Source organism: Nonomuraea wenchangensis (genome assembly GCF_900111685.1).
In the GTDB taxonomy this organism is placed as follows: domain Bacteria; phylum Actinomycetota; class Actinomycetes; order Streptosporangiales; family Streptosporangiaceae; genus Nonomuraea; species Nonomuraea wenchangensis.
Genome location: NZ_FOHX01000020.1, coordinates 155,548 through 177,093 on the forward strand (window position 1 = coordinate 155,548; position 21,546 = coordinate 177,093).

22 protein-coding genes are annotated in these 21,546 nt (G+C 72.1%); 11 read left to right on the plus strand and 11 right to left on the minus strand.

All coding sequences use genetic code 11. The features are described 5' to 3' along the window. The first annotated feature begins 51 nt into the window (after positions 1-51). Positions 52-1,299 (plus strand): LLM class flavin-dependent oxidoreductase, encoded by a 1,248-nt coding sequence (locus BMW85_RS40810; RefSeq protein WP_091092524.1) that lies wholly within the window; start codon positions 52-54, stop codon positions 1,297-1,299. 14 nt (positions 1,300-1,313) lie between these two features. Continuing rightward, entirely contained in the window at positions 1,314-2,186 is an 873-nt protein-coding gene (locus BMW85_RS40815; protein WP_091092526.1) for a TIGR03619 family F420-dependent LLM class oxidoreductase, read from the plus strand. A 26-nt stretch (positions 2,187-2,212) separates the two neighbouring features. Here BMW85_RS40815 and BMW85_RS40820 read toward each other — a convergent pair whose 3' ends face one another. Next, a complete protein-coding gene (locus BMW85_RS40820) occupies positions 2,213-2,689 on the minus strand; it encodes a MarR family winged helix-turn-helix transcriptional regulator (protein WP_177241135.1) in 477 nt (158 codons plus the stop codon). Between the two features lie 62 nt (positions 2,690-2,751). Here BMW85_RS40820 and BMW85_RS40825 point away from each other — a divergent pair, with 62 nt between their 5' ends. The 3 genes from BMW85_RS40825 to BMW85_RS40835 are packed head-to-tail and all read left to right on the plus strand — an operon-like array spanning position 2,752 to position 5,140. Beyond that, positions 2,752-3,912: an FAD-dependent oxidoreductase gene (locus BMW85_RS40825; protein ID WP_177241136.1), complete on the plus strand. Its 1,161-nt coding sequence runs from the start codon at positions 2,752-2,754 to the stop codon at positions 3,910-3,912. Between the two features lie 44 nt (positions 3,913-3,956). Then, positions 3,957-4,766 (plus strand): HipA family kinase, encoded by an 810-nt coding sequence (locus BMW85_RS40830; RefSeq protein WP_091092529.1) that lies wholly within the window; start codon positions 3,957-3,959, stop codon positions 4,764-4,766. Beyond that, positions 4,763-5,140 carry a DUF3037 domain-containing protein gene (locus BMW85_RS40835; RefSeq protein WP_177241137.1) on the plus strand — a complete coding sequence of 126 codons (378 nt, stop codon included), beginning with the start codon at positions 4,763-4,765 and terminating at the stop codon, positions 5,138-5,140. Before BMW85_RS40830 ends, BMW85_RS40835 begins: the two co-directional genes overlap by 4 nt. 28 nt (positions 5,141-5,168) lie before the next feature. On the opposite strand, the gene BMW85_RS40840 is transcribed toward BMW85_RS40835, so the two are convergent. Further along, positions 5,169-6,011, minus strand: a complete 843-nt coding sequence (locus tag BMW85_RS40840; RefSeq protein ID WP_091092596.1) for a GNAT family N-acetyltransferase — start codon at positions 6,009-6,011, stop codon at positions 5,169-5,171. Between the two features lie 72 nt (positions 6,012-6,083). After that, complete coding sequence (locus BMW85_RS40845; protein ID WP_245775353.1) at positions 6,084-7,715, minus strand: alpha/beta hydrolase; 1,632 nt, start codon at positions 7,713-7,715, stop codon at positions 6,084-6,086. A 219-nt stretch (positions 7,716-7,934) separates the two neighbouring features. On the opposite strand from BMW85_RS40845, the gene BMW85_RS40850 reads away from it, so the two are divergent. Beyond that, positions 7,935-8,177, plus strand: coding sequence for an NACHT N-terminal helical domain 7-containing protein (locus BMW85_RS40850; protein WP_091092531.1), 243 nt, complete (start codon positions 7,935-7,937; stop codon positions 8,175-8,177). A 32-nt stretch (positions 8,178-8,209) separates the two neighbouring features. Here the strand turns inward: BMW85_RS40850 and BMW85_RS40855 are convergent, their stop codons facing one another. Both BMW85_RS40855 and BMW85_RS40860 read right to left on the minus strand, forming a co-directional pair. Beyond that, positions 8,210-9,337, minus strand: coding sequence for a trypsin-like serine peptidase (locus BMW85_RS40855; RefSeq protein WP_245775354.1), 1,128 nt, complete (start codon positions 9,335-9,337; stop codon positions 8,210-8,212). A 55-nt stretch (positions 9,338-9,392) separates the two neighbouring features. Then, positions 9,393-10,688, minus strand: a complete 1,296-nt coding sequence (locus BMW85_RS40860) for a trypsin-like serine peptidase (RefSeq protein WP_177241138.1) — start codon at positions 10,686-10,688, stop codon at positions 9,393-9,395. A 196-nt stretch (positions 10,689-10,884) separates the two neighbouring features. Here BMW85_RS40860 and dxr point away from each other — a divergent pair, with 196 nt between their 5' ends. Together dxr and ispG are read left to right on the plus strand one after the other, a co-directional pair. Then, positions 10,885-12,087, plus strand: coding sequence for a 1-deoxy-D-xylulose-5-phosphate reductoisomerase (gene dxr, locus BMW85_RS40865; protein WP_091092532.1), 1,203 nt, complete (start codon positions 10,885-10,887; stop codon positions 12,085-12,087). Between the two features lie 39 nt (positions 12,088-12,126). Continuing rightward, complete coding sequence (ispG, locus tag BMW85_RS40870; protein WP_091092534.1) at positions 12,127-13,302, plus strand: flavodoxin-dependent (E)-4-hydroxy-3-methylbut-2-enyl-diphosphate synthase; 1,176 nt, start codon at positions 12,127-12,129, stop codon at positions 13,300-13,302. A 73-nt stretch (positions 13,303-13,375) separates the two neighbouring features. Here the strand turns inward: ispG and BMW85_RS40875 are convergent, their stop codons facing one another. From BMW85_RS40875 to BMW85_RS40885, 3 genes are all read right to left on the minus strand, one after another. Then, positions 13,376-14,497: a CU044_5270 family protein gene (locus tag BMW85_RS40875; protein ID WP_091092535.1), complete on the minus strand. Its 1,122-nt coding sequence runs from the start codon at positions 14,495-14,497 to the stop codon at positions 13,376-13,378. A gap of 2 nt (positions 14,498-14,499) precedes the next feature. Next, positions 14,500-15,093, minus strand: a complete 594-nt coding sequence (locus BMW85_RS40880; RefSeq protein ID WP_091092537.1) for an RNA polymerase sigma factor — start codon at positions 15,091-15,093, stop codon at positions 14,500-14,502. Positions 15,094-15,190: 97 nt separating this feature from the next. After that, positions 15,191-15,883: a winged helix-turn-helix transcriptional regulator gene (locus BMW85_RS40885; protein WP_091092538.1), complete on the minus strand. Its 693-nt coding sequence runs from the start codon at positions 15,881-15,883 to the stop codon at positions 15,191-15,193. A 118-nt stretch (positions 15,884-16,001) separates the two neighbouring features. Between BMW85_RS40885 and BMW85_RS40890 the strand changes: the two genes are divergently transcribed. Beyond that, positions 16,002-16,841, plus strand: coding sequence for a class I SAM-dependent methyltransferase (locus BMW85_RS40890; RefSeq protein ID WP_091092540.1), 840 nt, complete (start codon positions 16,002-16,004; stop codon positions 16,839-16,841). 7 nt (positions 16,842-16,848) lie between these two features. On the opposite strand, the gene BMW85_RS40895 is transcribed toward BMW85_RS40890, so the two are convergent. Further along, positions 16,849-17,514 carry a response regulator gene (locus tag BMW85_RS40895; RefSeq protein ID WP_091092542.1) on the minus strand — a complete coding sequence of 222 codons (666 nt, stop codon included), beginning with the start codon at positions 17,512-17,514 and terminating at the stop codon, positions 16,849-16,851. Next, positions 17,511-18,695: a sensor histidine kinase gene (locus tag BMW85_RS40900; RefSeq protein WP_091092543.1), complete on the minus strand. Its 1,185-nt coding sequence runs from the start codon at positions 18,693-18,695 to the stop codon at positions 17,511-17,513. Before BMW85_RS40900 ends, BMW85_RS40895 begins: the two co-directional genes overlap by 4 nt. A 160-nt stretch (positions 18,696-18,855) precedes the next feature. Between BMW85_RS40900 and BMW85_RS40905 the strand changes: the two genes are divergently transcribed. Both BMW85_RS40905 and BMW85_RS40910 read left to right on the plus strand, forming a co-directional pair. Beyond that, positions 18,856-19,551 (plus strand): Clp protease/crotonase-like domain-containing protein, encoded by a 696-nt coding sequence (locus tag BMW85_RS40905; protein ID WP_091092545.1) that lies wholly within the window; start codon positions 18,856-18,858, stop codon positions 19,549-19,551. Between the two features lie 36 nt (positions 19,552-19,587). Next, a complete protein-coding gene (locus BMW85_RS40910; protein ID WP_091092546.1) occupies positions 19,588-20,016 on the plus strand; it encodes a nuclear transport factor 2 family protein in 429 nt (142 codons plus the stop codon). 24 nt (positions 20,017-20,040) lie between these two features. On the opposite strand, the gene BMW85_RS40915 is transcribed toward BMW85_RS40910, so the two are convergent. Continuing rightward, positions 20,041-21,468, minus strand: a complete 1,428-nt coding sequence (locus tag BMW85_RS40915; protein ID WP_091092548.1) for an aldehyde dehydrogenase family protein — start codon at positions 21,466-21,468, stop codon at positions 20,041-20,043. Positions 21,469-21,546 lie beyond the last annotated feature (78 nt).

The window sequence follows — 21,546 nt, forward strand, 5'->3', positions numbered from 1 at the left end:
AAGATTTCCAGAGTACCTTGCGTAGGAACACTCCGCGGAAAGAGGTCCCCGGTGAAGTTTTCCATCTTCCTGAACCCGCAGATTCCAGGCTCCGGATACGCGGCCGAGGAGAACGCCAAGGCCCGGCGCCCGATCGGGCGGGACACGGAGTCGTACCAGAATCTGCTGCACGAGGTGCGGGAGATAGCGGTGCTGGCCGACCAGCTCGGGTTCGACGCGCTGATGATGACCGAGCACCACTTCCACTCCGAGGGCATGGAGTTCTCGGTCAACCCGCTGATGTTCCTCACCGACCTCGCCGCCCGCACGGAGCGCATCCTGCTCGCCCCGCTCGGCCTGGTGCTGCCCGCCTGGGACCCGATCAGGGCGGCCGAGGACGTGGCGCTGCTCGACCAGTTCTGCAGGGGTCGGCTGCGGCTGGGCGTGGCCCGCGGCTACCAGAACCGCTGGATGAACGTGCTCGGCCAGCGCTGGCACGCCGCCGCCGCGCGCTCCGACGGCTCGGCCTCCGACACGCGCAACTTCGACGTCTTCGGCGAGGTGCTGAAGATCATGAAGATGGCGTGGACACAGGAGACGATCCGCTACAAGTCCGACGTGCTGGACTATCAGGTGCCCTACCCGTACGAGGGCATCGAAGGCTGGCCCGCCCAGGAGTGGACGAAGACCTTCGGCGCGCCCGCCGAGCTGGACGAGGACGGTAAGGTCGTCTCCGTCTCCGTCTGCCCCCGCCCCTACCAGAACCCCCACCCGGAGCTGTGGCAGCCGTTCACCATCTCCGACCGGTCGGTGATCAGGGCGGCGCAGGAGAACATCCTGCCGTGGATGTTCACCCCCAACCCCGACGACCACGCCGCCAAGGCCAAGCTCTACCAGGAGGAGTCCGCCCGCCAGGGCCGCGACTACAAGCTGGGCGAGCACACCGGCATCCTCAAGATCGTCGGCATCGCGGACACCACCGAGGAGGCCGTCAACACCTTCGGCCGCAACATCCCCAAGGACTTCGCCGCCTTCTTCGGCCCCTTCGGCTACCTGGAGGTGCTGCGCAAGAAGGAGGACGAGAAGCACAAGCCCATCTCGCCGGAGAAGGGCGACGCCAACCGCATGAAGGACGTCGAGATGGCGCTGTTCGGCACCCCTGACGACGTCAAGCGCGGCATCCAGCGCATGCTCGACCGGATGCCCGACCTGGAGTGGTTCGGCCTCTACATGCAGGGTCAGCAGGGCGTGCTGCCGCTGGACACCGTCAAGCGCAACCTCGAACTGTTCGCCACCAAGGTCGCCCCAGAGTTCCGTTGAGCGAGGGAGCCGCGATGAAGATCTGGCTTGCCGCCTCCTTCGTCGAGACCGGCCAGTTCACCGAGCTGGCACGGGCCGCCGAGCGCTGCGGGTTCGACACGTTGACGCTCTCCGACCATCTCTTCTACGCCGACTTCGACACGCCCTACCCGTACTCGCGCTCGGGCCGGCCCCGCTGGAACGCCGCCACGCACTGGCCGGACGTGTGGGTGACGATCGGGGCGATGGCGGCGGTCACCGCCACCCTGCGTTTCTCCCCCAACGTCTACATCGCGCCCGCCCGCGACCTGTTCACCGTGGCCAAGCAGGTCTCCACGGCGGCGGTGCTGTCGGGCGACCGGGTGACGTTCGGGGTCGGGGTGGGCTGGTGCAAGGAGGAGTTCGTCGGCACCGGGCAGGACTTCCACACGCGCGGCCGGCGCCTGGACGCCATGTTGCCGGTGCTGCGGGCGCTGTGGGCGGGCGAGCGGGTCACGCTCGACGGACTGCCGGAGCTGTCGATCTCGCCGACCCCGGCCGAGCCCGTCCCGGTGTACGTCGGCGGCGACAGCGAGGCCGCCCTGCGCCGCGCCGCCCGGCTCGGCGACGGCTGGATCGGCAACCGCATCTACACCGAGGACGAGCTGGACCCGGTGCTCGCCACCCTGCGCCGGCTGCTGGCCGAGAACGGCAGGGACGGCCAGCCGTTCGAAATCATCGCCCCCCTGGCCGAGCTGCCCGACGCCGCGACCTACCGCCGCTACGCCGCCAAGGGTGTGACCGGCACGCTGGCCGCCCCCTGGTGGCTCGCCACGCCGGAGGAGAAGGCCCGGCACGGCGAGGGCACGCTGGAGCTCAAGCTCGCGACCATGGAGCGCTTCGCCGAGGAGGTCATCGCCAAGCTCTGACCCGGCCGCTCCCCTCCACGGCCGGGTCAGACCTCCTCGTCCTCGCCGTCGGCGAGCTCTTCCTCGCCGTCCGCGAGGTTGCGCAGCATGCGGCGCAGCAGGTCGGTCATCACTTCCAGCTCCTCCGGCCCGAACCCGTCGAAGACCTGGCGGCTGACCTGCCCGAAGACGGGCGGCAGGCGCGGCACGAGCGCCTGCCCCTGCTCGGTGAGCTCCACGACGACCGAGCGGCGGTCGCGCGGATGCCGGGCCCGCCGCAGCAGCCCTTTGGCCTGGAGCCGGTCGAGCAGCCTGGTCATTCCGGCCGTGTCGGTGCCGACCAGGTCCTTGAGCCGGCTCGGCGTGCCGGCGCCGCGGGCGGCGTGCAGGAGCAGCGCCGCCTGCTGCGCGGTGAGGCCGAGGGGCGCGAGGCGGCGCTCGGTCTCGGTGGTCAGCTCCCGTCCCACCTGGGCGAGCAGCGACCCGCCGCCCAGCACCAGCTCGAACGCCCGGTTGTCGATCACGCATGCATCATAGCTGCTGCGACATTTGCTGTCGCGACAGCTATCGACGTACACTCGCCGCCATGACCGACTTACACGTCCTCATCGTCGGAGGCGGCATCGCCGGACTGTGCCTCGCCCAGGGCCTGCGCCAGGCGGGCCTCGACGTCACCGTGTACGAACGCGACCCCTCCCCCGGCCACCGCCCCCAGGGCCACCGGGTCACACTCAAGGAGACCGGCGCGGGGGCGCTGCGGGCCTGCCTGCCGGACCGGCTGTTCGACCTGGCCGTGGCCACCTCCATCCACCCGGCCACCCGCATGATCTTCATGGACCCCGGCCTGCGGCCCGCGTTCGCCAAGGACCTCCCCGATCAGCCACCCGGCGTCGACGGCCTCGGCGTCCACCGGCTCACCCTCCGCGAGATCCTGATGACCGGCCTCCGGGTGCGCTTCGGCATGGACTACCGACGTTACGAGCCCCTGCCCGGCGGCCGGGTGCGCGCGCACTTCGCGGGCGGGGAGAGCGCCGACGGCGACCTCCTCGTCGGCGCCGACGGCGCCCGCTCCCGCGTACGGGCCCAGCTCCTGCCGGACGCCGTCGTGGACGACCTGGGCTGGGGCCTCTACGGCCGCACCTGGCTCACCCCCGAGCTGCTGGCCGCCACGCCCCCGGAGCTGGTCGACACCTTCAACCGGGTCACCGCCCCCGACGGCACGGCCTTCGCCGTCGCCACCTGCCGGCCCCGCGTGCCGATCCCCGAGGCCGTGGCCCGGCACGCGCCGGAGGCCCGGCTCACCGACGTGCCCGGCTCCTTCTCCTGGACGATGACCCCGCCCGGCTCACGCCCTGACGGGGTGGCGGAGCCGCATCGGCTCGCCGTGGACGCGGTCGCGGGCTGGCACGAGGGGGTGCGCGCGATCGTCGGCGCGGCCGACGCCCCGGCCACGTTCGTGCTGCGCACCCGCGCGGCCCGGCGCGTGGCCCCCTGGGACGAGCCCGCCGTCACGCTGGTCGGCGACGCCATCCACAGCATGGGCCCCGGCCGGGGCGACGGCGCGAACGTCGGCCTCCGCGACGCCCGCCTGCTCTCCGAGCTGCTGGCGGGGGCGCGCACCGCCGCGGACGTGGCGGCGGCCAAGGCGGCCTACGAGCCCGCCATGCTCGACTACGCCTTCGCCGCCGTCGAGGCCTCGCGGGAGCACCCGTTCGCCCCGTTCGCCCGGCCGGGTGGCAGGCTGTGACGCCGGGGGACGAAAGTACCTCCGACGGGCGATAGCCTCGTGTCGTGCTGGATAGGATCGCAGCCACCCGTTACGTCACCCCGCTGCGGGAGGGCGGTTCGCTGCCCGGCGTCGTCGAGGCCGACGACCTGGGCACCTACGTCGTCAAGTTCCGCGAGGCGGGGCAGGGCCGCCGGGTCCTGGTCGCCGAGATCATCGCCGGCGAGCTGGCCCGCAGGCTGGGGCTGCGCACCCCCGAGCTCAAGCTCATCGACATCGACCCGCAGCTCGGCGCCCGCGAGCCCGACGAGGAGGTCCAGGACCTCCTCAAGGCCAGCGCCGGGCTCAACCTGGCGGTCGACTTCCTGCCGGGCGCGCTCGGGTTCGAGCCGCTGGCGTGGGCGGCCGACCCGGTGTTCGCTGCCCGGGTGGTGTGGTTCGACGGCCTCATCCACAACATCGACCGGAGCTGGCGCAACCCCAATCTGCTCATCTGGCACCGCGACACCTGGCTGATCGACCACGGCGCGTCCCTGTGGTTCCACCACAACTGGCCGACCGCCGATCCGCAGCGGCCGTTCGACGCCGCCGAGCACGTGCTGGCCCCCTACGCCGGCGACGTCACCGCCGCCGGCGCCCACCTGGCCGGTAGGATCACCCGCGAGCTGCTGGAGAGCGTGACCGCGCTGGTGCCCGACGAGTGGCTGGCCGGCGAGCCGGGCTTCGACGGGCCGGCGGCGGTGCGGGCGGCGTACGTCGAGCATCTGCTGGCCCGCGCCCACGGGCCGGGCGGGTGGCTGGTGCGCGGCGAGCGGCGCGAGCAGCGTTCCGGGCCGGGTTCGGTCGGCGAGTTCTGGCGGGGAGGCGGCCGGTGAGCAGGGACGTCTACGAGTACGCGGTGATCCGCGTCATCCCCAAGATCGAGCGGGGCGAGCAGATCAACGTGGGCGTGCTGCTCTACTGCCAGCCGCGCGGCTACCTGTGCGCCCGCGTCGAGCTGGACGCGGCCCGGCTGCGGGCGCTCGACCCGGCGGCGGACGTCGACGCGGTGCGGCGGGCGCTCACCGCGTACGAGCTGGCCTGCGGCGAGCGTCCAGGCCCGCTCGCGGCCGAGCCGCTGGGCGGCAGGTTCCGGTGGCTGACCGCGCCCCGCAGCACGATCGTGCAGTCCGGCCCCGTGCACGCGGGCCTCACCGCCGACCCGGACACCGAGCTGGCCCGCCTGTTCGACAAGCTGGTCCGCGTCTAGAGAAGCGACGCCTCAGAGAAGCGACGCCTCAGAAAAGAACCGACATGAAGGTGTCGACCTCGGCGAAGCCCACCTTCTTGTAGACCGCGCGGGCCGAGCGGTTGTAGTCGTTGACGTAGAGGCTGACCACGGGGGCGAAGCACTCCCTGGCCGCCTCCACGACGGCCGCCATGCCGGCCACCGCGTGCCCGCGCCCGCGCAGCTCCGGGTCCACCCACACGCCCTGGATCTGGCACGCCTGCGGCGTGACCGCCCCCACCTCCGCCTTGAAGACGACCCGGCCGTCCTCGATGCGCGCGTAGGAGCGGCCGATCCTGATCAGCTCGGCGACCCGGGTGCGGTAGAGCGCGCCGCCGTCGCCCAGGTTGGGCGAGACGCCGACCTCCTCGGTGAACATGGCCACGCACGCCGGCAGCAGGACGTCGAACTCCTCCGGCCGCACCCGGCGCACCCACGGATCGGCGGGGACCGCCGGCTTGCGCGAGATCGCCATGACCGGCTGCGCCCAGCGGATGGCCCGCGCCCGCCCCCAGTGCGGCTCCAGCCGCTCCCACAGCAGCGACACCGCGTCGACCGGGCCGACGATGGACGAGCAGCGCCGCCCCTGCCTGCGGGCGCGGTCGGCGAACGCGTGGACCGCCTCGGGCCCGGCATTGACCGGCACCATGTTGGCTCCGGCGTAACAGAGCGAGACGAGGGCTCCGCGCGGCCCGAACCCCCACATCTGCCCGCCGAGCCGCGCCGGATTGAGTCCGACGGCCCGCACCCGGGAGGAGACGAAGACGTTGGCGACCGGATCGGTGTCCAGCAGGGCGAGGACTTCGTCCCGGTCGCTGTCGTCCAGCACGCGCGACGCCGAGGTACGCAGCATCACATGGTCAGACTACGCGAAGGGTCACCGATTAGCTCATCCGGCGCAGCCCACAGTGACCCATTCTTGACGTCATTTCAGAGACGGCAGCCCTATCAGGCCGAGAACGCCCAGAAGCCCGCCCACGCCGGGCGACGCCGACGCCGGGACGCGGCGGGCCGCCATCCGCTCGGCGGGACGCGGCGCGGGCAGCGCTGCGCACTCCGTGTCACGCTTCGGCAGGGTGCCGTCACGCAGGTAAGCGGCCAGATGCCGGTCGACGCACTGGTTGCCGGCCAGCGCCACCCCATGGTTGCCGCCCTGGTCCACGACCATCCTCGCCGTCGGGAAGAGCCGCCGCATCCGCAGCGCCCCGTCGTACGGCGTCGGGGCGTCGTCGCGCGCCTGGAGCATGAGGACCGGCGGCAGCTTCGCCGAGCCGCGCACGTTCACCGGGGTGCCGCCGGACACCGGCCAGAAGGCGCACGGGGCGTTGAACCACGCGTTCGGCCAGGTCAGGAAGGGCGCGGTGCGGTGCGCCGCGACCATGTCGGTCCGCCACGTGGACCACTCGCGCGGCCAGCGGGCGTCGCGGCACTGGACGGCGAGGTAGACGGCGTAGCCGTTCTCGTCGTCGGCGTCGTTCTTGCCGTGCTTGTCGTAGAGGTCGAGCAGCCCCTTCGTGTCCCCCTGCCGGACGTAGTCGGACCACGCCTGCGCGAACTGCGGCCAGATCCGGTCGCTGTAGCCGGCCAGGGTGAAGGTGTCGTCCAGCTCGCTCGGCCCCATGACGCCGCCCGCCGGCCGGGTGCGCAGCCGGTCGCGCATCGCGTAGTAGGCGAACTGCGTCTGCTTGAGCGTACGGCCCAGCTTGTAGACGTCGTGGTGCTCGGCGATCCAGGTGAGGAACTGGCGGTGGCGGCGTTCGAAGGAGTGGTCCTGGGCCAGGTTGGAGCGGTACCAGACCGCGGTCGGGTCCACGATGCTGTCCAGGACCAGCCGCTTGACCCGGTTGGGGAACAGCGTGGCGTAGACGGCGCCGAGGTAGGTGCCGTACGAGAAGCCCAGGTAGCTGATCTTCTTCTCGCCGAGGGCGGCGCGGATCTGGTCGAGGTCCCTGGCAGCGTTCTCGGTGGTGAGGTGCGGCAGCAGCCAGGACCAGCGCTCGCCGCAGCTGCCGGCGTACTCGGCGGCCCTCGCCAGCAGCCGCTGCTCGTCGCCCGCGCCGTGCGGCACGGCGTCCTGGCGCGGCGCCTTGTAGAAGACGTCCGGGTCCACGCAGTGCATCGCCGGGTCGCTGCCGCCGACGCCGCGCGGGTCGAAGCCGATGATGTCGTAGCGCTCGCGCACGCCGGCCGGCAGCCCGGCGGCGACGTACTCGGTCAGCGCCCGCCCGGACGCCCCCGGCCCGCCCGGGTTGATCAGCAGCGCGCCCAGCCGGTCGGCGCTCCGCGACGTCTTGGCCTTGATCCGGTTGATCGCCACCTTGATCGACCGGCCCGAGGGCCGGCTGTAGTCGAGCGGCACCTGAACGGTGGCGCACTCGAGCGCGGCGTTGACCGCCTTGCCCGTCACCCGGGGACACGCGCCCCAGACCGCCGGCGCCACCGGCGCCGCGGGCGCCGCCTCCACGGCGGCGTTTCCGGCCATCGCCGGCTGCTCCACGCTCGCCACCAGCCCGACCAGGACCGCCATCCCGGCGACCATCCCAAGTACCCGCTTCACCCGGCCCCCTTCTGTCATTAGGTCCTGCGATGCTCGCTAAGTGAGAGCACGGTCACGCAGCGTATGGGAAAAAACTTGCCAATCCGTAATCAGCCCATGACAAGAAGTGATCACGAAGAAAACGCGGACGCGACCGTGGAACGCCCTGCGTCTGCCGGGCGCCACGGACCCGGCCATCAAAAAGCTGGGCACGTTGCTCGGACTCGGGACGCTCGGCCCATGGGACCTGATCGAGGCCACGAATGGCGCTCCGGGAAGGGCTGGCGCAGCCGTACCGAACGCATCGAGGCCGCCCACGAGATCCTGGTGCTCACGTCGTTCTTCGAGGCCGTGGACGATCTGCGGCTGCCGTTCACCAAGAAGGACCTGCTGTTCGCCAAGCAGCAGGCGCTCCCGGCGGACCAGAGCCGGCGACCAGCGGCAAGGAGAGTGTGCGGCCGGACCAGGGGCCCGGCTCGCTGACGATGTACACGCGGATGATCTGAACCGACGGCTCAGGCGCGCTGGGCGGTGTCGTAGAGGGCCTTGGCGGCGGCGCCGAAGTACGGGCCGTACATCGTGCGCGCGTCGTCGGTGTACTTGAAGCTGCTCAGCGAGGTGATCCGGCCGCGGCCGGTGGCCGGGTCGAACCCGGTCAGCCAGGGGCCGCCGCTGGAGCCGGCCGTCATGTCGCAGCCGAGCCCCTGGTCGCGGGTCTGCTTGTAAGGGTCGTCGCGCAGCCGCCCCGCGCAGTAGACCAGGCGGTCGCCACGGTACGGCGGGTCCGCCGGATAGCCGAAGCCGTACGCCTGGCCGCCGCGCGGCACGTTGAAGGCGATCTCCTGGGAGCCCACCACGTCGGACGCGTGCCGCCCGCCCGAGGTGGCGAGCGCGACCATGCCGATGTCGTAGTCGTCGTCGGCCTTGCGCGCCCACGAGCCGGCGACGAACATGCGGCGTGCGGCGTAGCGGCCGTATGGCTGCCCGCCGCGGCTGCCGTAGCCCGGCACGAACGTCCAGTTCTGGGCCCATTCGCCGGCGCCGTCCTTGACACAGTGGCCGGCGGTGACGACGACGTCCCGGTTGGCGCTCTTCACGGTGCTGGCCGAGCAGACGAAGTCGGCGCCGTTCAGCGTCATGAACACCCGCCCGGTGGTCCTGGACACCGCGCCGCCCGCGCCCCAGCGGGCGCCGATCGTGCTGGCCGAGGGCGCCGCGGCCACCTGGTGGCTCGGCACGGGCAGCTTGGAGGCGGCGGGCGCGGGCAGGGTCAGCGCCCCTGCCTGCCCGGCCTTCGGGAGCGGCCGGCCGGTCAGCTCGCCCAGCAGGTCGTCGCCGCCGGTCATCAGGTCGAGCAGGTTGATGGGCAGGGCCCCGGCCATGCGCTGCGGCGTCCAGTAGTCGAGCACGCGCTGCTGCTCGGCCGCGGTCTGCGCGGCGACGTGCTCGACCACGCGTTCGGCGGCGGGCCGGGCGGACGGAGTGGTCGGCCCGGCGGCCGATCCCGCGGCCAGTTGCCGGGCCGGATGGGACGCCGGGACGGGTTCTGCCTGCCGCGGGCCGGTGGCCGCGCCGATGAGTGCGGGGCCCATCAGCCCCGCCACCAGCGGAGCCGCCGCAAGCAGGGGGGTGCTCAGAGTCATGGCCCCCGAGTTTGCACCACCCGCCGTGTCGTTGTGACTACTTTCGGTGAATTACTCAGAGTACGCCGGTGGTTTGCGCTGATTGGTAGACGGCTTGGGCCTCGTTCCCGAAATAGGGGCCGAACATCCAGTTGGGGGCGAAGCCGTATTTGAAGCTGTTCACCGAATTGAGCGTGCCGAGCCCGGTCGACTCGTCGAACGCGAGCATCCAGGGGCCGCCGCTGGCGCCGCCGGTCTGGTCGCAGGTCAGGCCGAGGTCATCGGAGAGCAGGTAGTCGTCGAAGGCACGGCCGCTGCAGTAGACGAGCTTCGAGCCGTCGTACGGCGCCGCCGCCGGGTAGCCGAAGGCGTACATCTGCCGGCGGCGCGGCTGGTTGAAGGCCACGCCCTGGCCGCCCACCACGTCCACCAGGCTTCTGCCGTCCAGCGGGGCGACCACGGCGGCGGCCATGTCGTGGTCGACGTCCTCGCTCGCGTCCCACTGCGGGGTGGTCAGCAGCTGGGTGGCGGCCCAGGTGCCGTACGGGCGGGCGCCCCTGTCGTAGCCGGGGACGAAGACCCAGTTGGTGTGGAAGGCGCCGTTCAGCTTGACGCAGTGGCCAGCGGTGATCACCACGCTCTTGTTCGCGCTGGTCACCGCCGAGCCCGAGCAGGAGGCGTTGCGGCCCTGGGTGGTGAAGAAGATCCGGCCGGTGGTCCGCACCACCGCCCCGCCGCCGGTCCAGGCGGCACCACCACTGCGGGCCGCCTGAAGCGCGGGGGCCGCCGAGGAGGCGGGTAAAGCCGTCGGGGCCACGGCAGACGGGGCCGGAGCGGTCGGGGCCGCCGTGGACGGGGCTGCTGCTGCGGACGGGGCTCTCACGTCGGCGGGTGACAGCTTGGCGCCCTTGGCCGGGTTGGGCGGGTTCAGGGGCTCGGCCGCCTCCATCCTCGCCTCCGTCCAGTAGCGCACGACCTGCCGGCGCTCGCCGGCCGAGTCCGCGGCCGCGTGCTGGGCGGGCCTGGGCCGGCCCGACGCCGAGCCCCGGGCCGGGGCCTGAGCCTGACGCCGGGCCGGAGCCGTGGCCTGACCTCGGACCAGAGCCTGCTCCCGGGCCGGAGCCTGCTCCCGGACCGGGACTCCGGCCTGGCCCCGGACCGAACCCCGGACCAAGCCCCCGACCGGGCCACCGACCGGGCCACCGACCGGGCCACCGACCGGGCCACCGACCGAAGGCGAGGCCGAGGGCCGGGCCGAGGCGCCGGCCGGGGGCTGGGCCTGCGCCGCGGTCGCGGTCGCGGGCAGCAGCGCGGCGGCGCTCCCCACGGCGAGGGCAAGAGTGGAGAGCAGAGCGAGTCTGCGGTGGTGCATTACGTACCTCCCGAAACCGGACGTGAGGTTGGAAGGTAGCCGCCGCAATATGCGAATTTCTCAAGATATGCGCATACCGATATAGCCATATCCCGACACAAATACGACCCATTCTCTGCCGTCACATGCGTAAACGAATTTCGGGACGTACCGCACCCCGTGCCCGGGCGCGTCCCGTACCGGGGACAATGGACAGGTGCACGCAGAGACCCACCGTCCCCCCGCAAGGTCCGTCGTCCTGCTCGGCTCCACCGGCTCCATCGGCACGCAGGCCCTCGACGTCGTCGCCGCCGACCCCGGCCGCTTCGAGGTCGTGGCGCTGGCCGCCGGCGGCGCCAAGGTCGAGCTGCTCGCCCGGCAGGCGGCCGAGTTCGGCGTCGAGGCGGTGGCGGTGGCCGACCCCGCGGCGGTCCCCGCGCTGAAGGAGGCGCTGGCCGGGCACGGCGTCCGGCCCAAGGTCCTCGCCGGTCCTGAAGGGGTCGCCGAGGCGGCTGCCTGGCGCTGCGACACTGTGCTCAACGGCATCACCGGCGCGCTCGGCCTCACCTCCACGCTGGTCGCGCTGGAGGCGGGCCGCACCCTCGCCCTCGCCAACAAGGAGTCCCTGATCATCGGCGGCCCGCTGGTCAAGCGGCTGGCCGCGCCCGGCCAGATCCTGCCCGTCGACTCCGAGCACTCGGCGCTCCAGCAGTGCCTGTGGGCGGCGGGGCCCGGCGTGTACGACCCGTCGAGCGTCCGCCGCCTCGTGGTCACCGCCAGCGGCGGGCCGTTCCGGGGGCGGCGGCGCGAGGAGCTGACCGGCGTCACGCCCGAGATGGCGCTGGCCCACCCCACCTGGTCGATGGGCCCGGTCATCACCGTCAACTCCGCCACCCTGGTCAACAAGGGGCTGGAGGTCATCGAGGCGCACCTGCTGTTCGACCTGGGTTTCGACCGCATCGACGTGGTGGTCCACCCCCAGTCGATCATCCACTCCATGGTCGAGTACGTCGACGGCTCCACCATGGCCCAGGCCAGTCCCCCCGACATGCGCCTGCCGATCGCGCTCGCCCTCGGCCATCCGCACCGCGTCCCTGGCGCGGCCCGCGGCGTCGACTGGACCAAGGCCCACACCTGGACCTTCGAGCCCCTCGACGACGTGGCGTTCCCGTCGGTCGCCCTGGCCAGGCACGTCGGCACCGAGGGCGGCACCGCGCCCGCCGTCTACAACGCCGCCAACGAGGTGTGCGTGGAGGCGTTCCTGGGGGGCAGTCTGCCGTTCCTGGCGATCGTCGACACGGTCGCCAAGGTGGTGGAGGAGCACCAGGTCACCGCGGCCGAGTCCGTCGACGAGGTGCTCGCGGCCGACGCCTGGGCCCGCGCCCGTGCGGCCGAACTCACGGCGGGGCAGTCCCGCTAGCTACATAAACTTGAATTCGTCGCCACAGTAAGGGTTGATATGTCTTCCGTAGCTCTCGGCATCCCGACGGTCCGTCCCAAGCCGCTCGCCGAACGCCGCCACTCCCGCCAGATCATGGTGGGCAACGTGCCCGTGGGCGGCGACGCGCCGGTCTCGGTGCAGTCGATGACGACCACGGTGACCGCCGACGTCAACTCCACCCTGCAGCAGATCGCCGAGCTGACCGCGTCCGGCTGCCAGATCGTACGCGTGGCCGTGCCGTCCCAGGACGACGCCGAGGCGCTGCCCATCATCGCGAAGAAGTCGCAGATCCCGGTGATCGCCGACATCCACTTCCAGCCGAAGTACGTCTTCGCCGCCATCGAGGCGGGCTGCGCGGCCGTCCGGGTCAACCCGGGCAACATCAAGAAGTTCGACGACAAGGTGAGCGAGATCGCCAGGGCCGCCGCCGACCACGGCGTGCCCATCCGCATCGGCGTCAACGCCGGCTCCCTCGACCCCCGCCTGCTGCAGAAGTACGGCAAGGCCACCCCCGAGGCGCTGGTCGAGTCCGCCCTGTGGGAGTGCTCGCTGTTCGAGGAGCACGGCTTCCGCGACATCAAGATCTCGGTCAAGCACAACGACCCGGTCGTCATGATCAACGCCTACCGCCTGCTCGCCGCCAAGTGCGACTACCCGCTGCACCTGGGCGTGACCGAGGCGGGCCCGGCCTTCCAGGGCACGATCAAGTCCGCGGTCGCCTTCGGCGCCCTGCTCGCCGAGGGCATCGGCGACACCATCCGCGTCTCGCTGTCCGCCCCTCCGGTCGAGGAGGTCAAGGTCGGCAACCAGATCCTGGAGTCGCTGGGCCTGCGCGAGCGCGGCCTGGAGATCGTCTCCTGCCCGTCCTGCGGACGCGCCCAGGTCGACGTCTACACCCTGGCCGACCAGGTGCAGGCCGGCCTTGAGGGCCTGAAGGTGCCGCTGCGGGTGGCCGTGATGGGCTGCGTCGTCAACGGCCCCGGCGAGGCCCGCGAGGCCGACCTCGGGGTCGCCTCGGGCAACGGCAAGGGCCAGATCTTCGTCAAGGGCGAGGTCATCAAGACCGTCCCCGAGTCGCAGATCGTGGAGACGCTGATCGAGGAGGCGCTGCGCCTGGCCGAGGAGATGGGCGTCGAGATCGACCTCGACGACGACTCCCCCGCCACCTCGGGCCCGGTCGTCACGGTCGGCTGATCACCCGCCCGCCGGACGGGCCCGGTGCCCGTCCGGCCGCAGGAGGTCGTCACCGACCCTGCTCCCTGCCCGGCTATCCGGGCAGGACGGGCTGGGCGTCGGTCCAGCCCGAGTCCACGACCGCCCAGTAGTCCAGCATCCTGCCGGGGGCCTGCCACGTCTCGCTGTCCGGGCCCGGTTCGAGCTGGATGTCGCGGCCGCCCAGCAGCTTGCCGGTGCGCTGGTCGAAGAGCACCTGCCGCTGGATGGTCCCGCGGCCGTCGGCGCTGTCGAACGGGGCCGCGAGGGCGACCGCGGCACGTCCGAGCGGGTCCTTGACGGCCCCCAGCCGCTGCACACCGGGATAGTCGGTGATCAGGCGCATGAGACCGGCCCGCACCTTGGACGGGACGGGCGTGTCCGCGAGCAGGGAGAAGACCTGGTCGAGCACCCTCCCGGGCTCCTCGCAGTGCTTCGGCGCGCCGGTGCGGCCGTCGACGAGCTTGATCGAGCCCTCGCACAGGAGCTTGCGCAGATCCTCCGGGTCGGTGGGCAGGTCCTGGAGTTCCTGGTAGGTGAACCGGCCGAGCCCGCCGATGTCGAACACGCCGCCGCCCCGGTCGCCCGGGGGATCCTCCTGCCAGGGGCCGGGCTTGGACGCGAGCGTCCTGGTGAGGCCCGACGAGCGGATCTGCCAGCTCGGCGGCGAGCCCGCCGCGCGCCAGGCGTCGGCGTCGGCCTTGGTCTGGGGCTTGCCAGGGAAGTCACGGCCGTAGAAGGAAGTGCCGTCGCCACGGTCACGTCCCGTCCAGGCGAAGACCTCGGTGCGTTCCTCCACGACGTATCCGCCGGTGCGGCCGAGCGCGAGCGCCGCGAAGGCGATGCGCTGGTGCGTGTACCAGTAGCGGCCCTCCTGCTGCAGCTCCGCCTGGGTGGCGGCGGCCAGCATCATGCCGCGCGGCGACGAGGCGTCAGTGCCCACCGTCACGCCGGGACGAGGCCGTACGGAGTCGCCGGGCGAGAGCGCCAGGCCCGCCGCCACCGCCGTGGCCGTGGCGGCGGCCACCAGGCCGAGCGGCAGGCGCCACGCACGGCGGCGGCGCGCCGGCAGGGAGCCGTCCTGGGTCAGCATGCGACGGCGGGCGTCCGCCGCGGTGGCCGCGGACGGAGGAGGCGGGTCGTCGTACACGCCGCGGACGAGATCCAGGTCGTTCATCGTCAGGCCTCTTCCTCATCGAGCAGGGGGTTCGTCTCGCCCAGCGCCTTGCGTAATTTCCTGCGAGCCCGGTTGAGCCGCGAGGACACCGTGCCGAACGGCACGTCCAGTGCCTGCGCCACCTCGTCGTAGCTCAACCCGGCGAGCGCCACCAGCAGCAGCACGTCCCGCTGGGCGGCGGGCAGGGCGGCGATGGCGCCGGCCAGCGGACCCTTGACGTTCTGCGCGCTCACCTTGGCCGTCACCTCGTCCTCGTGGCCCCGGGCCGGCTCCGCCAGGGCATGCAGCCGGTCCACGGCTCGCAGGAGGCGCACCTCGTCACGGCGGTGCCGGCTGATGAGATTGGTCGCGATGCCGTACAGCCAGGGGCGGGCGCTGCGGTGGCTCAGGTCGAAGCGGCGGCGCCGGCGGAAGGCCAGGGCGAACGTCTCGGCGGAGACGTCGTCGGCGGCCTGCGGTCCGAGCCGCCGGGAGACATACCGATGGATCTCCGCGTAGTGGACGTCGAAAACGGCGCCGAAACACTCGGGCTCGTCCCAGGACCGCTCGATCCACACGGCGTCGTCCGGAGGAGCGGTCAGGTAGGGCTCATGCATGCGAAAGCCTTGCGGTCGTGGGGCGTCGGTCACCTGTTGTTGTCCGAAGCCCCCCGCCGCCTTCCCCCCGAGTTCCGCCCAGCCGAGGTTCGTACGGCTATGAGGACGGCTCCGAGGCAGGGCGGGGCACGGAGGCCCATTCGGGGAGTGTGAACCACCGGGGCACGGCGCGGCGTAGCGCTTCGGGGCCCTGCACCTCGACCGCGTTGATGCGCAGGGCGTCCGGCCAGCTCAGGTCGCCGCGCCAGACCTCGACCATGCTGCGCACACCGGCGGTCACCGTCACGGTCACGGCGTGGCCAGGGTCCGTGTCACAGACGTCGACCTCGTCACTCGTGATCACGAGCCACCAGCGGCGGCTGTTGGACGGCACGTCCGGGAACCGGAACTCGATGACCGTCCGCCCGTCCGGGACGGCGGTCCGGTCGACGTTGCGGTGCATGTCCCACAGCAGCAGCTTCGGGTCCAGGTCCTCGTCGCCCAGCTCCCCGATCCAGCGGATGCCCCAGGCGGCCAGTGCCTCGACCACTGGGCGCAGCTCGTGGCCGGCCTCGGTCAGGACGTATCGCACATCGTTGTCCTTGACGTGCCTCTCCACGATGCCGGCATGGGTGAGCTGGTGCAGCCGCCGGGACAGCAGCGTGGGGGACATGCGCGGCAGACCGCGGCGCAGCTCGTTGAAACGCTCGGTCCCGCACACCAGCTCCCGGATGACGAGAAGGGTCCAGCGTTCGTCGAGCAGTTCAACGGCCTTGGCCACGGGACAGAACTGGTGGTAGGAGGAGCCCATGTCCGGAGTCTAGATTCAGCCGCCACGAATGCCCCGGTACAGATCGTGTACTAGATAGCGATTCCGCCCTTCCTTACCGTCGATTCCAATCCACCGATCACGATGAGGGAGCAGCGCGATGACCGTTCCGAGCGACCCGCCAGACGCCGACCGTGCCCTGAAGGCCAAGCATCGCGCCATGTGGGCGCAGGGCGACTATCCCGCGGTCGCCGCCGAGGTCATCCCCGACCTGGGCGCGATCCTGACCGAGGCCTGCGGGGTGGGGCCCGGGGACCGGGTGTTGGACGTGGCCGCCGGGTCCGGGAACGCCGCCATTCCCGCTGCCCTGGCCGGGGCGAGCGTGGTGGCCGGCGACCTGACCCCCGAACTGCTGGAGGCCGGACGGGCCCTGGCGGCGCAGCGCGGCGCGGAGGTCGAGTGGGAGCAGGCCGACGCGGAGGCCCTGCCGTACGCCGACGGCGAGTTCGACACGGTCATGTCCTGCGTCGGGGTGATGTTCGCCCCCCACCACCAGGCAAGCGCCGACGAGCTGGTCCGGGTCTGCCGCCCGGGCGGCACGATCGGTCTGATCAACTGGACGCCGGAGGGGTTCATCGGTCAGATGTTCGCGGCGATGAAGCCGTATGTGGCCCCACCTCCGCCCGGCGCGCAGCCCCCTCCGCTGTGGGGCAGCGAGGGTCACGTCCGTGCGCTGCTCGGGGACGCGGTCACCGAGGTCGTCGCCCGCCGGCAGATGGTCACGATCGACCGGTTCGCTCACCCCGGAGAGTTCCTCGACTACTTCAAGGCCAACTACGGCCCGACCATCGCCGCCTACCGGGGGGTAGCCGGGGACCCCGAACGGGTCGCCGCCCTGGACCACGCTCTCACCGAACTGGCCCGCGCCCATCTGCGGGGTGAGGACAAAGCGGTGATGGAATGGGAGTATCTCCTCCTCACGGCACGCAAGCGCGGCTGACGTCGTTTCACCAGTCGCGCGCCGCGCGCCGGGGGAACACCACCCCCACCTCGTACGCGAGCACCACTGCCTGCACCCGGTCCCGCACGCCGAGCTTGGCGAAGATGCGGTTGATGTGCGTCTTCACGGTCGCCTCGCCGAGATGCAGCTCACCGGAGATCTCACGGTTGGACAGCCCTCGCGCCAGCAACCGCAGGACCTCGGTCTCCCGGGCGGTCAGGTCGGTCAGCCCGGGAGCGCTGACCGGGGGTGCCAAGGAGGTGTAGTGGTCGATCAGACGGCGGGTGATCTCCGGTGAGAGCAGCGTGTCTCCACCGACGGCGGCGTGCAGCGCGCCCGCCAGCTCCTTCGGCGGAGTGGTCTTGAGCAGGAATCCGCAGGCGCCCGCGCGCAACGACCGGTAGACGTACTCGTCGAGGTCGAAGGTGGTCAGCATGACGACGCGGCGGTCGGGGCGGGCCGCGAGGATCCTCTCCGTGGCGGCCACGCCGTCGAGCCTCGGCATGTGGATGTCCATCAGCACGACGTCCGGATCGTGCCGGGCGGTCAGCCTCAGCGCCTCCTCGCCGTCCGCGGCTTCCGCGACCACCTCGATGCCGGGCTGGGTGCCGAGGATCATCCGCAGGCCGGTGCGTACGAGCACCTCGTCGTCCGCGATGAGGACGCGCGTCACACCGACGCTCCCGCATGCGACGGCGCCGCGGATCCCCCGCTCAGGGGCAACTCCACCCGCACCTCGAACCCACCACCATTCCCCGGACGGGTGGTGGCCGTGCCTCCGAAGAGCTCGACCCGTTCGCTGATCCCCGTCAACCCGAAGCCGCTGCCGTCGCTCCTGCGGACGATCCGCGGGCCGTCGTCCACGACGTGAATCCTCAGATCGGTGTGTCCCACGTCGATCGTGACCGAGACCGCGGCCCCCGGGGCGTGTTTGACCACGTTGGTCAGGGCCTCCTGCAGCACCCGATAGCCGCTGACGTCGACGGCCGCGGGAACCCTGCCGAGGTCGCCGTCGACGATGAGCTCGACGCGTACGCCGGCGGCCCGGACCCCGCTCAGGAGCGGATCGAGGTGCCGGAGCGAGGGCAGCCGCTCCAGGCTCCCCTCGGCCCGGAGGACGAGGAGCAGGCGGCGCAACTCGACGACGACGTCACGGCCGACGTCCTGGACCGCGTCCAGTGACTCATGGGCCTGCCGGACGTCGGAGTCGAGCACGGCCTGGGCGGCTCCGGCCTGCAGCACCATCACGGCGACGCCGTGCGAGACGATGTCGTGCAGCTCGCGGGCCACTCGGAGCCGCTCGTCGGTGCGGGCGGCGGCCTCCCGTTCGGCGGCGAGCGCGACCAGTCGTTCCGCCTCGGCACGCCGCATGCGGACGGCGTAGGCGGGCCCCATGACGGCGAGCGCGACGAAGATGATGAAGGCCCAGTCGGGGTCGTTCGCGATCGTGGTCTCGATCCCGGCCGAGACGAAGTAGGAGACGGCGGCGATCATCGGCGCGTGGCGGCCGCCCACGGCGACGCACGTGAAGCAGACGATGACCAACGCCGTGAGCGGCGCGGCCGGTGATTCGGGAAGGAGCGGCGTGAGGCTCTGCGCGACGAAGCAGACCCCGGCCAGGACCACCGCGGCCCGTGGGTACGTGCCGCAGGCCGCGACGGCGAGGCAGTAGCCGGCGAGCAGCACGGTCAGCACGGCCATCCAGCCGCCGGACAACTCGGTGGGGTCGGGGCCGTCGCCCTCGACGTAGGGGGCGAGTGGGACGTAGAGCTCGGCCAGGCCGAACCCGAACAGCGCGAACCCCACTGCGACAGTGCCGAGGGCACGCCGCCCGATGCCCCGGAGCCGTCTCATGGCAGGGAGCGTACGCGAGCCGCCCGCCGCCTGGCATCAACCCACGGGTTGATCGGCGTCCCGAGGGATCAACCCGTCGATCAACGTCCCAGCGGACGACCCGAGCGGTACGACGCTCCTAGCCTCTGCGTCGTCAGCCGGATCACGACGGGAGATGTCGATGGATGAGCAGACCACCAGACCGTACGGCCCACGTTTCGCGGCAGTCGCGATGGCGGGCGGCGGCGTTCTCTACAGCGCGGCCAACGCCTTCTACTGGGCGATGTTCCCGGACGAGGTGTCCGAGACCGCGGCGAACGTGGACGTGGCCGCCTCCGCCCTAGGCGCCTGGCGGGTGGAGACGATCCTCTTCATGCTGGCGCACCTGCTGCTCCTGCCGGCGATGGCGGGTCTGATCGTGGCGGTCGGACGCCGCAGGCGCCTGCTCGCCACCGTCGGCGCGGCATTCGTCGTTCCCGGTCTCTACTTCTCGGCGGTCCACCTGTGGTACTACAACGCCTTCTTCGGGGCCCTCGCCGGAGGGGGCGTGAAGACGGACGCGGTCCGGCCGGTGGTCGACGCCCTCGACCAGGATCCGCTGGTGATGGCGTCGTTCATGGTCTGGATCCTGGGCTGGCTGGTCGGGCTCCTGATCCTGGCCTTCGGCGCGTGGCGGGCCGGCCTGGTGTCCCTGTGGGTGCCCCTCGTCCTCACCGTCGGCATGGTGCTCGACGTCGTCTCCAGCGGCCTGGCGCCCAAACTCGCGGTGAGCGCGCTGATGGCCGCCGGGCTGATCGGGCTGGCGCAGGGCCTCCGCCCGGCCCGCCCGGAGCGCGTGCCGGTGGCGGGTGAGGCCGATCACGTACCTGGGAGGTAATCGACGGCTGGACCTCCCGGGTGGGAGGGTCGGGCCATGAGCGAACAGAACACCCGTGACGTCGTGGAAGAGCTGTTGCGCAGGATGGCCGAGGGCGATCACGAGCGCGTCGCCGCGTTGTTCGCCGAGCCGGTCGACTGGCGGCTCGACTGGCCGGACGAGGGGCACCCGGCGGTGCCGTGGATCCGGCCGCGCAGCACCAGGGCGGACGTCGCGGACCACTTCCGGACGCTGGAGGCGCACCACGTGCCCGAGCTGAACGGCACGTCCGTGGCGCAGATCCTGGTGGACGGGGCCGACGCCGTCGTGTTCGGCGACATCGTCCAGACGGTGCGGGGCGACGGCGGGGTGGCGTACACCTCGCCGTTCGCGTTGCGCCTGACGGTCGAGGGCGGCTTCATCACGCGCTACCACATCTACGAGGACAGCCTGACGGTGGCGCGCGCCCTCAGCCTTCAGGGGTGAGAGCGCGCGCCACCGGCGGGGAGATCAGAGGGTCAGGCCGGTGAGGACCATGACCTTCTCGTACGTGTAGTCCTCCATCGCCGCGTGCAGCCCCTCGCGGCCGATCCCGGAGTCCTTGACGCCGCCGTACGGCATCTGGTCGGCCCGGTAGGAGGGCACGTCGCCGATGATGACGCCGCCCACCTCCAGCTCACGGTTCGCGCGGAAGGCGGCGTCGAGTGAGCGGGTGAAGACGCCGGCCTGCAGGCCGTACTTCGAGTCGTTGACCATCGCGTACGCCTCGTCGATCGAGGCGGCCGGCTGCAGGATCAGGACCGGCCCGAAGACCTCCTCGCAGGCGACCTTGGCGTCGTGCGGGACGTCGGCGAGCACGGTCGGCGCGATCGTGGCGCCGTCGCGGGTGCCGCCGGTCAGCAGGCGGGCCCCGCCGGCCACGGCCTCCTGGACCCACTGCTCGACGCGCTCGGCGGCGGCCTCCGACACCAGCGGCCCCACCTGGGTCTTCTCGTCGGCCGGGTCGCCGGTGACGAGGGCGTCCACGGCGGGCAGCAGGCGCTCGACGAAGGCGTCGTAGACGAGCTGCTCGACGATCACCCGCTGGACGGCGATGCAGCTCTGCCCGGCCTGGTAGTTGGAGTAGAGGGCGACGCGCTGCGCGGCCCAGTCGAGGTCGGCGTCGGCGAGGACGACGGCCGCGGCGTTGCCGCCCAGCTCCAGGGTCACGTGCTTGCGCGGCACCTGGTCGGCGATGGCGTAGCCGACGGGCGCGGAGCCGGTGAACGACACGATCGGCAGGCGCGGGTCGGCGACGAGGGCGGCGGCGCGCTCGTTCGGCAGGGGCAGCACCGAGAACATGCCCGCGGGCAGGTCGGTCTCGGCCAGGATCTCGCCGAGCACCAGCGCCGACAGCGGGGTGGCGGGCGCGGGCTTGACGACGACCGGCGCGCCGACGGCGATGGCGGGGGCCACCTTGTGCGCGACGAGGTTCAGCGGGAAGTTGAACGGGGTGATCGCCAGCACGGGGCCCTTCGGCACCCGCGACACGTACGCCAGGCGCCCGTTCGCGGCCGGCTCGGTGTCGAGCCGCTGGACCTCGCCCGACCAGCGGCGGGTCTCCTCGGCGGCGAAGCGGAACGTGGCGACGGCCCGCGAGACCTCGCCGCGCGCCCAGAGGATGGGCTTGCCGTTCTCGTGGGAGATGAGCTGGGCGATCTCCTCGGCCCGCTCGGCCAGCCGGCGCGAGACGTGGGCCAGGGCCTCGGCCCGTACGTGCACGGGCAGGGCGGCGGCCTCCTTCGCGACCGCGTGGGCGCCCGCGACGGCCTCCTCCACCTGGGCGTCGGTGGGCACGGAGTGCCGGCCGACCTCCCGGCCGTCGTGGGGGTTGGTCACAATGAGCTCGGAGTCCCCGGTCGCCGGGCTGCCGTTCAGCCAGAAGCTACGCACGTCCATACGGGAACGTTATGTCACGCCCGGGACCGGGGAATTACACCACGTTGCACAAGAGCCTCGCGAGCGCTCACCGCTAAG

Excerpts from the sequence above, each read along its gene's own strand:
- BMW85_RS40905 (WP_091092545.1), top strand. The coding sequence starts at position 18,856 with ATGGATGAGCAGACCACCAGACCGTACGGCCCACGTTTCGCGGCAGTC.
- BMW85_RS40860 (WP_177241138.1), bottom strand. The coding sequence starts at position 10,688 with ATGCACCACCGCAGACTCGCTCTGCTCTCCACTCTTGCCCTCGCCGTG.
- BMW85_RS40885 (WP_091092538.1), bottom strand. The coding sequence starts at position 15,883 with ATGGGCTCCTCCTACCACCAGTTCTGTCCCGTGGCCAAGGCCGTTGAA.
- BMW85_RS40915 (WP_091092548.1), bottom strand. The coding sequence starts at position 21,468 with ATGGACGTGCGTAGCTTCTGGCTGAACGGCAGCCCGGCGACCGGGGAC.
- BMW85_RS40910 (WP_091092546.1), top strand. The coding sequence starts at position 19,588 with ATGAGCGAACAGAACACCCGTGACGTCGTGGAAGAGCTGTTGCGCAGG.
- BMW85_RS40840 (WP_091092596.1), bottom strand. The coding sequence starts at position 6,011 with ATGCTGCGTACCTCGGCGTCGCGCGTGCTGGACGACAGCGACCGGGAC.
- BMW85_RS40850 (WP_091092531.1), top strand. The coding sequence starts at position 7,935 with ATGGGACCTGATCGAGGCCACGAATGGCGCTCCGGGAAGGGCTGGCGC.
- ispG (WP_091092534.1), top strand. The coding sequence starts at position 12,127 with ATGTCTTCCGTAGCTCTCGGCATCCCGACGGTCCGTCCCAAGCCGCTC.
- BMW85_RS40875 (WP_091092535.1), bottom strand. The coding sequence starts at position 14,497 with ATGAACGACCTGGATCTCGTCCGCGGCGTGTACGACGACCCGCCTCCT.
- BMW85_RS40890 (WP_091092540.1), top strand. The coding sequence starts at position 16,002 with ATGACCGTTCCGAGCGACCCGCCAGACGCCGACCGTGCCCTGAAGGCC.
- BMW85_RS40900 (WP_091092543.1), bottom strand. The coding sequence starts at position 18,695 with ATGAGACGGCTCCGGGGCATCGGGCGGCGTGCCCTCGGCACTGTCGCA.
- BMW85_RS40855 (WP_245775354.1), bottom strand. The coding sequence starts at position 9,337 with ATGACTCTGAGCACCCCCCTGCTTGCGGCGGCTCCGCTGGTGGCGGGG.
- BMW85_RS40825 (WP_177241136.1), top strand. The coding sequence starts at position 2,752 with ATGACCGACTTACACGTCCTCATCGTCGGAGGCGGCATCGCCGGACTG.
- BMW85_RS40815 (WP_091092526.1), top strand. The coding sequence starts at position 1,314 with ATGAAGATCTGGCTTGCCGCCTCCTTCGTCGAGACCGGCCAGTTCACC.
- BMW85_RS40880 (WP_091092537.1), bottom strand. The coding sequence starts at position 15,093 with ATGCATGAGCCCTACCTGACCGCTCCTCCGGACGACGCCGTGTGGATC.